Consider the following 7,310-nt stretch of genomic DNA (forward strand, 5'->3'; position numbering starts at 1 on the left):
GCTAATAGATTAGGGGTTGAGTTGTGAAGAAGAGCATGGTATAATTCATTTTGATAGAATGGATTATGATTTAAGATAAGACCTTCAAGGTTTTGATAAAATCCTTTAGTGATTTTACCTAACGGCGTTATAATTCTTAACCCATTAAACTTTTAAAAAGATCCAAACGTTTTTAATGAATCTGATGCGCTTTTATAAACTTCGAGAAAATTATCATAGGTTTGCAGCCAAGAAAGAATTTCGGGATTCATCCATCGTAGAACTTGGCATAAATATTCGTATTTTTGTTTGATTTTATAATTTTTTTCCCAGATTGGTTCATGGTGAAAAACACGGTTTCTTAAATATAAAATTTCTGTTTGAAAGCGGGGAGTTATTTTAGTAAAGGTTCGTTCGCTAGATTTAGCATAGGGAAAATTTGTTGAATACATTGATCAAAAACGCTTTGTCTGTATTCATCTTTAGTAATAAAAGCAGACCAAAACCCCAAAGTAAGCTCGGAAATGATGCTATTATGGGTTAAAGGTCTTCTCTGTCTTATTACTTTGTTTTTTGCATCTTCAATTGATTGTTGTGCCCGTTGTTGTATATTAAAACTTCCTCCTTCATACCAATTTCTTCCATATTTATCTTGCAGAGCACGGTTCATTTGATTGCGAAAGGTAATTTCAAAAATGTGAAGGCTGGGATAAAGTGTTGCACAGAGTTGAAGGTTAAGTTGATAGATTTTCATAGCGTTGTCTATTTGCCCGTTGGCTTCTCTAAGATAGGGTTGCAAACGTACTGTTGATAGTGCTTTGATAATTGCATTTTGGGTTTCTGGTGAGAGTTGGTTTTGATCGGACATTGACAATCCTCGTGATCTGAGCTAAATTATATATTGTAAGCTCCGGGACTGTCCTATGGCTCCAATGTGAGTTACTGACCCCGGCGTATAGAAAAATTAATTTGTTAAAAACCTAAGAATTCGGTTTCCCTGGGAAACCGAATTCTTTGCATTACTAAAAATCTCTAAGGAAAAGAAAATAGGGAATAGACGGTGGAAAAAAGAAGTTATTAGCCATCCGATCAATTATTCGTAGCAAACATTAAAGGATGGAATATGATTTACACATTTGGTCATTACCTTAACATTCGGAGCATCATTAGAGAATTTTAACAACAGGGGACAGACAACGGTAAAGAGTATGTCTAAACAACTCCTAGAAATTGCTAAAATAGGAGTATAACGAGCAATTAAAACCGATGAGGAGATAGCAACTATTTGGATCAATCAACAACTTAAACGATTAGGAGTCAACCTGCCATGATTGCTCAAACTGAGACAAAAACCTACACCCCTGAAGAATATTTAGAACTTGAAATTGCCTCAGAAACCCGCAATGAATATCGTAATGGAGAAATTATTCCGATGACTGGTGGAACACCCGACCATAACAAAATTAGTGGAAACCTCTACATTATTTTAACTCTTGCTCTGAGACGTAAACCCTATGAAACTTTCCATGTAGATCAACGCCTTTGGATTCCAGCAGTTAGCCTCTATACCTATCCTGATGTAATGGTACTTCAAAAGCCCTTAGAACTGCAAACCGGACGCAAAGACACAGTATTAAATCCTTGCTTTATTGCGGAAGTTTTATCTAAATCCACCCAAAACTATGATCGCAGTGAAAAATTTGCTTCCTATCGTACCATTCCCACTTTCCAAGAATATTTGCTCATCGATCAATATCGAATTCATGTCGAACACTATGTTAAAACTGCTGTCAATCAATGGATTTTTTCAGAATACGACGATCCAAATTTTACTCTGTCCTTGAGTAACTTTGAAACGCAAATTTTAATCGCCGACCTCTATGAAAATATCGACTTCAAGAATCAAGAATAAATCATAAAATATTAGCCTATATTATGTTAAATAAATAAGGATAAAATCATAAAAAGTCAAGAAAGTCAAACACCGATTTGATTAATGTCAACTAATCTATTTGTAGGGTGATTAAATGTTAAGTCAAGCACCCCACAAATTCCCCTAAAACTTAAACCGCAACTTTTTGACCAAGTTTTTTAGAAGCAGTTATTACTTCTTGCCTTGACCAACGATCTGCTTCTATAATATCTTCTAAAGTTGGATCTTGACGATTATCAATCCGATGGCGATCGCAAGTTAATTCAATCACACGAGGAATATCTAAAAACTCAATTTTTTCTTCTAAAAATAAAGCAACCGCCTGTTCATTAGCTGCATTTAAAACCGCAGGCATTGAACCTCCAGCCCTTCCTGCGGCATACGCTAAAGACATACAAGGATATTTTTGATCATCCGGTGCTTTAAAAGTTAAACTACCCGCTTTAACGAGATCCAAACGTTCCCAATTCGTGTAAATTCGTTCCGGCCAAGACATGGCATATAAAATCGGTAAACGCATATCTGGCCACCCCAATTGAGCTAAAACAGAAGTATCTTGTAATTCAATTAAAGAATGAATAATACTTTGAGGATGAATCACAATTTCAATATTATCATAATCCAATCCAAATAAGAAATGCGCTTCAATAACTTCTAATCCTTTATTCATCATCGTTGCTGAATCAACGGTGATTTTTTTACCCATTGACCAGTTAGGATGGGTAATGGCATCCGCCACAGTTACTTCTTTTAATTTCTCTACCGGCCAATCTCGAAATGCACCCCCAGAAGCGGTTAAAATAATTTTTCTTAATCCGCCTTTGGGTACTCCTTGTAAACATTGAAAAATTGCTGAATGTTCGGAGTCGGCGGGTAATAATTTAACGCCATGTTTTTCAATTAACGGATTGACAACCGGCCCCCCAGCAATTAAAGTTTCTTTATTAGCCAGGGCGATATCTTTTCCGGCTTCAATGGCGGCAATAGTGGGTAATAATCCGGCACAACCGACGATTCCAGTAACAACTGCTTCCGAGTCTCCATAACGAGCAACTTCGATAATACCCTCCTCTGCTGCTAACAAAATTGGTTGCGGGTTGACATCGGCAATACGTGCTTTTAAATCGGGTAATTGGTTGGGATCGGAAATTGCAACAATTTGAGGCTGGAAGGTGCGAATTTGTTGGGCTAACAAGGTGATATTGCGTCCAGCGGCTAACCCGACAATCCGAAACTGTTCAGGATATTCTGCCACAATGTCTAAGGTTTGAGTCCCGATGGAACCTGTCGAACCGAGGAGGGTAATTGCTTTCATCTTTTCTTAAGAAGTATTTGATATAACCATAGTACGATGGTTGATCCCCATTGCTGAATTCCCCCTGACAAATGTTTCAGAAGATTCACAACTCAGGTAGACTAAATTGCGGTGTGAATCATGAAAAAAATGCAAACCTACCCTGACCATTCCGAACCTTCAACGCCAATTAACACAAACAGCTTATTTTCCCTTTCGATTTGGAAAATTATAGCGATTGCCACAATTATTCTATTTTTATATAGCAGTCTGCGTCATTTTTTATTTCAATCGACGGCTTATGATTTAGGAATTTATGATCAAATTATATACTTAATGAGCCAAGGAAGTCAACCCATTTCTTCCTTTTTAGGGTTTCATTTTTTAGGAGATCATGGAGCATTAGCGATTTATCCGTTAGTTTTTTTATATAAACTATATCCCAGTGTTTATTGGTTATTTTTAGTCCAAGCTATTTGTTTAGCGTCTGCGGGGGGAATCACTTGGAAATTAGCGCGATTATCAGGACTGAATCAACGGTTAGCCTTAGCCGTTGCCATTGCTTATTTACTGTATCCTGAAATTTTTAATATTAATTTATTTGATTTTCACCCGGATGTTTTAGCAGTTCCCGCATTATTTGGGGCAGTTTTAGCCGCCCAACAGAAACAGTTTATCTGGTTTCTGATCGCGATTCTTTGGATTTTAAGCTGTAAAGCGGTATTTAGTTTAACGGTAATTGCCATTGGATTTTGGCTGATCTTTTTTGAACAACGGCGTTTTTCTGGAATGATAGCGATCGCATTAGGAATTGCTTGGTTTTTATTGGTAACTCAGATTATGATTCCCTTTTATAGTGGTCAAGAAGCGGCTGGAGTTTCTCGCTATCCCTATTTAGGAAATTCCGTTTTAGAAGTGATTACCAATACGATTGTTAAACCTCAATTAATCATCGGTAAATTATTTTCGATTGACAGTTTAATTTATGTGTTAGAATTAGGTGTAGCTCTGATTTTGTGGTTAAATCCTCAAAAATTTATTGCCTTAATTCCAGCTATTCCCACGTTATTACTGAATATATTATCCATTGATCCGATGCAACGGAGTTTAATCTATCAATATTCCCTTCCGGCTTTACCTTTTTTATTCTTAGTGATGATTAGAACCTTAGCTGATGAAAAGCCAGGACTAGGAAATGGGTTCTGGGTTTTATGGAATAAATTTCAGAAAAATACCTTGTCTAAATTCTCCCATTTATTCACTATTCCTCACCCAAAACTGCCTCAATGGATTGTTCTTTGGTCAAGTTTAATCTTTTTATTATGGGGAGATCATAGCCAAGTTTTAGGGTATTTTACGCGCATTGATAATTGGTCAGCCACGCAAAATGCAGTCGCAGAAATTCAAACTCAAGGAGGGGTTTTAACGGATAACCGACTGGCCCCCCATTTCACCCATCGCCAAACCATTAAATTACTTAATCAAGTGTCACCAGACTTTGATTTAAAGGAATTTGATTATGTGATTCTAAATTTACGTCATCCTTGGCCTGATACAAAAGATTTAGGGGAAAAATATACTCAACAACTGAAGCAAAAACCTAATTTTCAATTATCCTATCAGCAGGATGATGTCTTGATATTTAAACGCATTTCAGGCGGTTTAAATAACAACCAAGAACGTTCAGAGTTTAAGGAACAACCCGGAGTGTAAACCTAATAAGCTGTTACGCAGTTAAATTTTATCAAATCCTTTCTGACAATATTCTGACATCAAAACAAAACAATATTCTTAAAGATAGATGTGGCAACTTCCTCTCTCCTCGATACTTGACAATTCTCCCTGGTTTGGGTTGATGTTAGGAAATTCCCGACGACATTGGGCCAAGTTTGTCGGTACAACCGTATTAAAAGCTTGGGATGAGGAAAATACGGTTCAACTTCCCCCCTTAACAGATCATCTACCTTTGCTGATAGCCTCGGTTATTTCTGAACAAACTTCATACTGGGCTACCTCTCCCCAAGTTCGAGTGTTGACCTTGGCAGACGTTCCCCTCAAAGGAATGTATTCAACCCTGGGCATTGATCGGGCTTTAGCGGTTTTCGGGGGCGGAACCTGCTATGGCTGGCCAATTCTCGTCATCGATGCGGGAACAGCCCTAACCTTCACGGGTGCAGATACGGAGCAACGGTTAGTCGGAGGAGCGATTTTGCCGGGTTTAGGTTTACAACAATCTTCCTTAGCGCAAAAAACCTCTGCCTTACCCGCCATTGAATTTTCCCAAGATCTACCGCAACGCTGGGCAAAGGACACATCACAAGGGATTCAAAGTGGAATTATTTATACGTTATTAGCAGGAATGCTAGATTTTATCAAAGCTTGGCAAACAGAATATCCCCAGAGTTATATTGTCATTACTGGAGGCGATTGCAACCGCTTACACAGTTATTTTACCAAGCTGTTTCCTGATAATAATGCTCATCTTGTGGTTGATCCTCATCTAATATTTCGGGGGATGGTTGCTCTGAAAACTGAACACGGGTGTTCACAAACTCTCTAATGTATTGAGCGATAACTTCCGGCATTTGTAGGGGTAAATTCGGTTGTCCTCCTTCAATCCTGTAACATTGAGCCATCGGTGCAATTTCTGAATAGGTTTTGCTTTGGTTGTAAGCAATAACAGTATCTTCATTTCCTTGTAAAACCAACGTTGGCAACCTCAACCCCTGAAGATCTTGATTAAGCATTTCTGCCTGAATTTCCGGCCATCGACGAAGATACAAGAGTTGATTAGCAACAGGCCACTGCAACATAATTTTGCGAGTGTTCAACCCCTGCTTAATTTTTTTTCCTTGCCCAAATAGAAACGCCAAGGGATAAATCAGTTTGAAAAACCAAATCACAGGGGAAAAATTAGAAGCTAATTGTCGCATCCAACCCCATTCTTTTTTATAATTCGGAAATTCAACCCCCTCCGGTGACATTACCACTAATCCTTTAACTTGATCGGGATATTTTAAAGCATAACGGGTGGCAATCCATCCCCCCAACCCCTGACCTACTAAGCAAAATTCCTTGAGTTTTAGGGATTTAATTTGTTCGGCTAAACACTCAACTTCTAAACTAATGGAGGGGTGAATTTTAGTAAAAGAACGAGACTCTCCGCAGCCTAAAATATCCGGTGCGACACAATGGTAATCCAAATTTAAGTGCTGCATTAACGGAATCCATTGACTGCTATCCGTCCAAGAACCATGCAGAAAAATAATCGTAGGGCCAGAACCCGTTTCTCGCCAGAAAATCTGTCCTTGGGGAATTTGAACCCGGAAATGATGGAATAGGTGATACATTCTAAGTCTTAGTACAGTGAATAAAATCTTAAGCTAACGTCGTCAGACCCTTTAAATAGTCCTGAAGATGACGCTCACAGTCATGACTGAAATCAGTGGGGAGGGATGTAGCATCAAAGGCTTTAACCTCCGTAATTTCATGGATGTCCTGAACTTGACAGTTTCCTTGAACATCCGCTTCGACGACGACACAAATTGAATGCACCCTGGGATCGCGATCGGGTGCAGAATAGACACCCACTAAACGTCGAATTTTCACCAATTCTAACCCAGTTTCTTCGGTTAATTCTCGTTTAATTGTTGTTGAGATTTCTTCGCCCCAGTCTACCATCCCTCCGGGTAAAGCCCATTTACCATTATCTCGACGTCGCACCAAAACAATTTGACCATTAGGTAGAATCGGAATAATACTGGTTCCAGGGATAGGATGACGAAAAATAATCCCCAATACCGTTTGTCCAAAATTCCAGAACTGTTTAGCCCATGATAAAACCAAAGTGCTTTCCCTTTCTTTGGATGAGATCATTCTTTAACGATTTAAGATCAGATTTTCACCGTTTTACCTTTCCAAAATTGAGCCCTTGCAATCCTTTCCTTTTGAAGTTAAGTCCTGAACCGATGTCTCGGATAATTTCTGCATCTGGATAGATTGATTGCATATAGGCAACTTGTCTATCGAGGTCGTCTCGTTGTTTTGTTGAACTGACTCGGCAGTAGCATACAGTGGTAGCTCCAACTGTATCCCGTATATAGG

Annotated in this window: 8 protein-coding genes; 3 read left to right on the top strand and 5 right to left on the bottom strand. The window is 38.6% G+C overall.

Annotated features, from left to right (window positions below; translation table 11 throughout):
• Positions 1 to 373 precede the first annotated feature (373 nt).
• Positions 374 to 847, bottom strand: coding sequence for a hypothetical protein (locus tag ACKPEB_RS03320; RefSeq protein ID WP_408963369.1), 474 nt, complete (start codon positions 845 to 847; stop codon positions 374 to 376).
• Positions 848 to 1,306: 459 nt separating this feature from the next.
• Here ACKPEB_RS03320 and ACKPEB_RS03325 point away from each other — a divergent pair, with 459 nt between their 5' ends.
• Positions 1,307 to 1,891, top strand: a complete 585-nt coding sequence (locus ACKPEB_RS03325) for a Uma2 family endonuclease (RefSeq protein WP_408963370.1) — start codon at positions 1,307 to 1,309, stop codon at positions 1,889 to 1,891.
• A 151-nt stretch (positions 1,892 to 2,042) separates the two neighbouring features.
• Here the strand turns inward: ACKPEB_RS03325 and ACKPEB_RS03330 are convergent, their stop codons facing one another.
• Complete coding sequence (locus ACKPEB_RS03330; RefSeq protein WP_408963371.1) at positions 2,043 to 3,227, bottom strand: 1-deoxy-D-xylulose-5-phosphate reductoisomerase; 1,185 nt, start codon at positions 3,225 to 3,227, stop codon at positions 2,043 to 2,045.
• Positions 3,228 to 3,347: 120 nt separating this feature from the next.
• On the opposite strand from ACKPEB_RS03330, the gene ACKPEB_RS03335 reads away from it, so the two are divergent.
• Together ACKPEB_RS03335 and ACKPEB_RS03340 are read left to right on the top strand one after the other, a co-directional pair.
• Positions 3,348 to 4,919, top strand: a complete 1,572-nt coding sequence (locus ACKPEB_RS03335; RefSeq protein ID WP_408963372.1) for a DUF2079 domain-containing protein — start codon at positions 3,348 to 3,350, stop codon at positions 4,917 to 4,919.
• A 142-nt stretch (positions 4,920 to 5,061) separates the two neighbouring features.
• Positions 5,062 to 5,766, top strand: coding sequence for a pantothenate kinase (locus tag ACKPEB_RS03340; protein WP_408963373.1), 705 nt, complete (start codon positions 5,062 to 5,064; stop codon positions 5,764 to 5,766).
• Here ACKPEB_RS03340 and ACKPEB_RS03345 read toward each other — a convergent pair.
• From ACKPEB_RS03345 to ACKPEB_RS03355, 3 genes are all read right to left on the bottom strand, one after another.
• The gene (locus ACKPEB_RS03345; RefSeq protein WP_408963374.1) at positions 5,657 to 6,556 is read right to left on the bottom strand and encodes an alpha/beta fold hydrolase; all 900 of its coding nucleotides are present in this window, start codon (positions 6,554 to 6,556) and stop codon (positions 5,657 to 5,659) included. The two genes, ACKPEB_RS03340 and ACKPEB_RS03345, sit on opposite strands and share 110 nt — an antisense overlap.
• Before the next feature lie 28 nt (positions 6,557 to 6,584).
• The gene (locus ACKPEB_RS03350) at positions 6,585 to 7,052 is read right to left on the bottom strand and encodes an NUDIX domain-containing protein (RefSeq protein WP_408963375.1); all 468 of its coding nucleotides are present in this window, start codon (positions 7,050 to 7,052) and stop codon (positions 6,585 to 6,587) included.
• A 55-nt stretch (positions 7,053 to 7,107) separates the two neighbouring features.
• On the bottom strand, positions 7,108 to 7,310 hold a 203-nt coding region (locus tag ACKPEB_RS03355), incomplete at its 5' end, for a recombinase family protein (protein WP_408963376.1).

This window comes from Planktothrix sp. (assembly GCF_046067725.1).
Taxonomy (GTDB): Bacteria; Cyanobacteriota; Cyanobacteriia; order Cyanobacteriales; family Microcoleaceae; genus Planktothrix.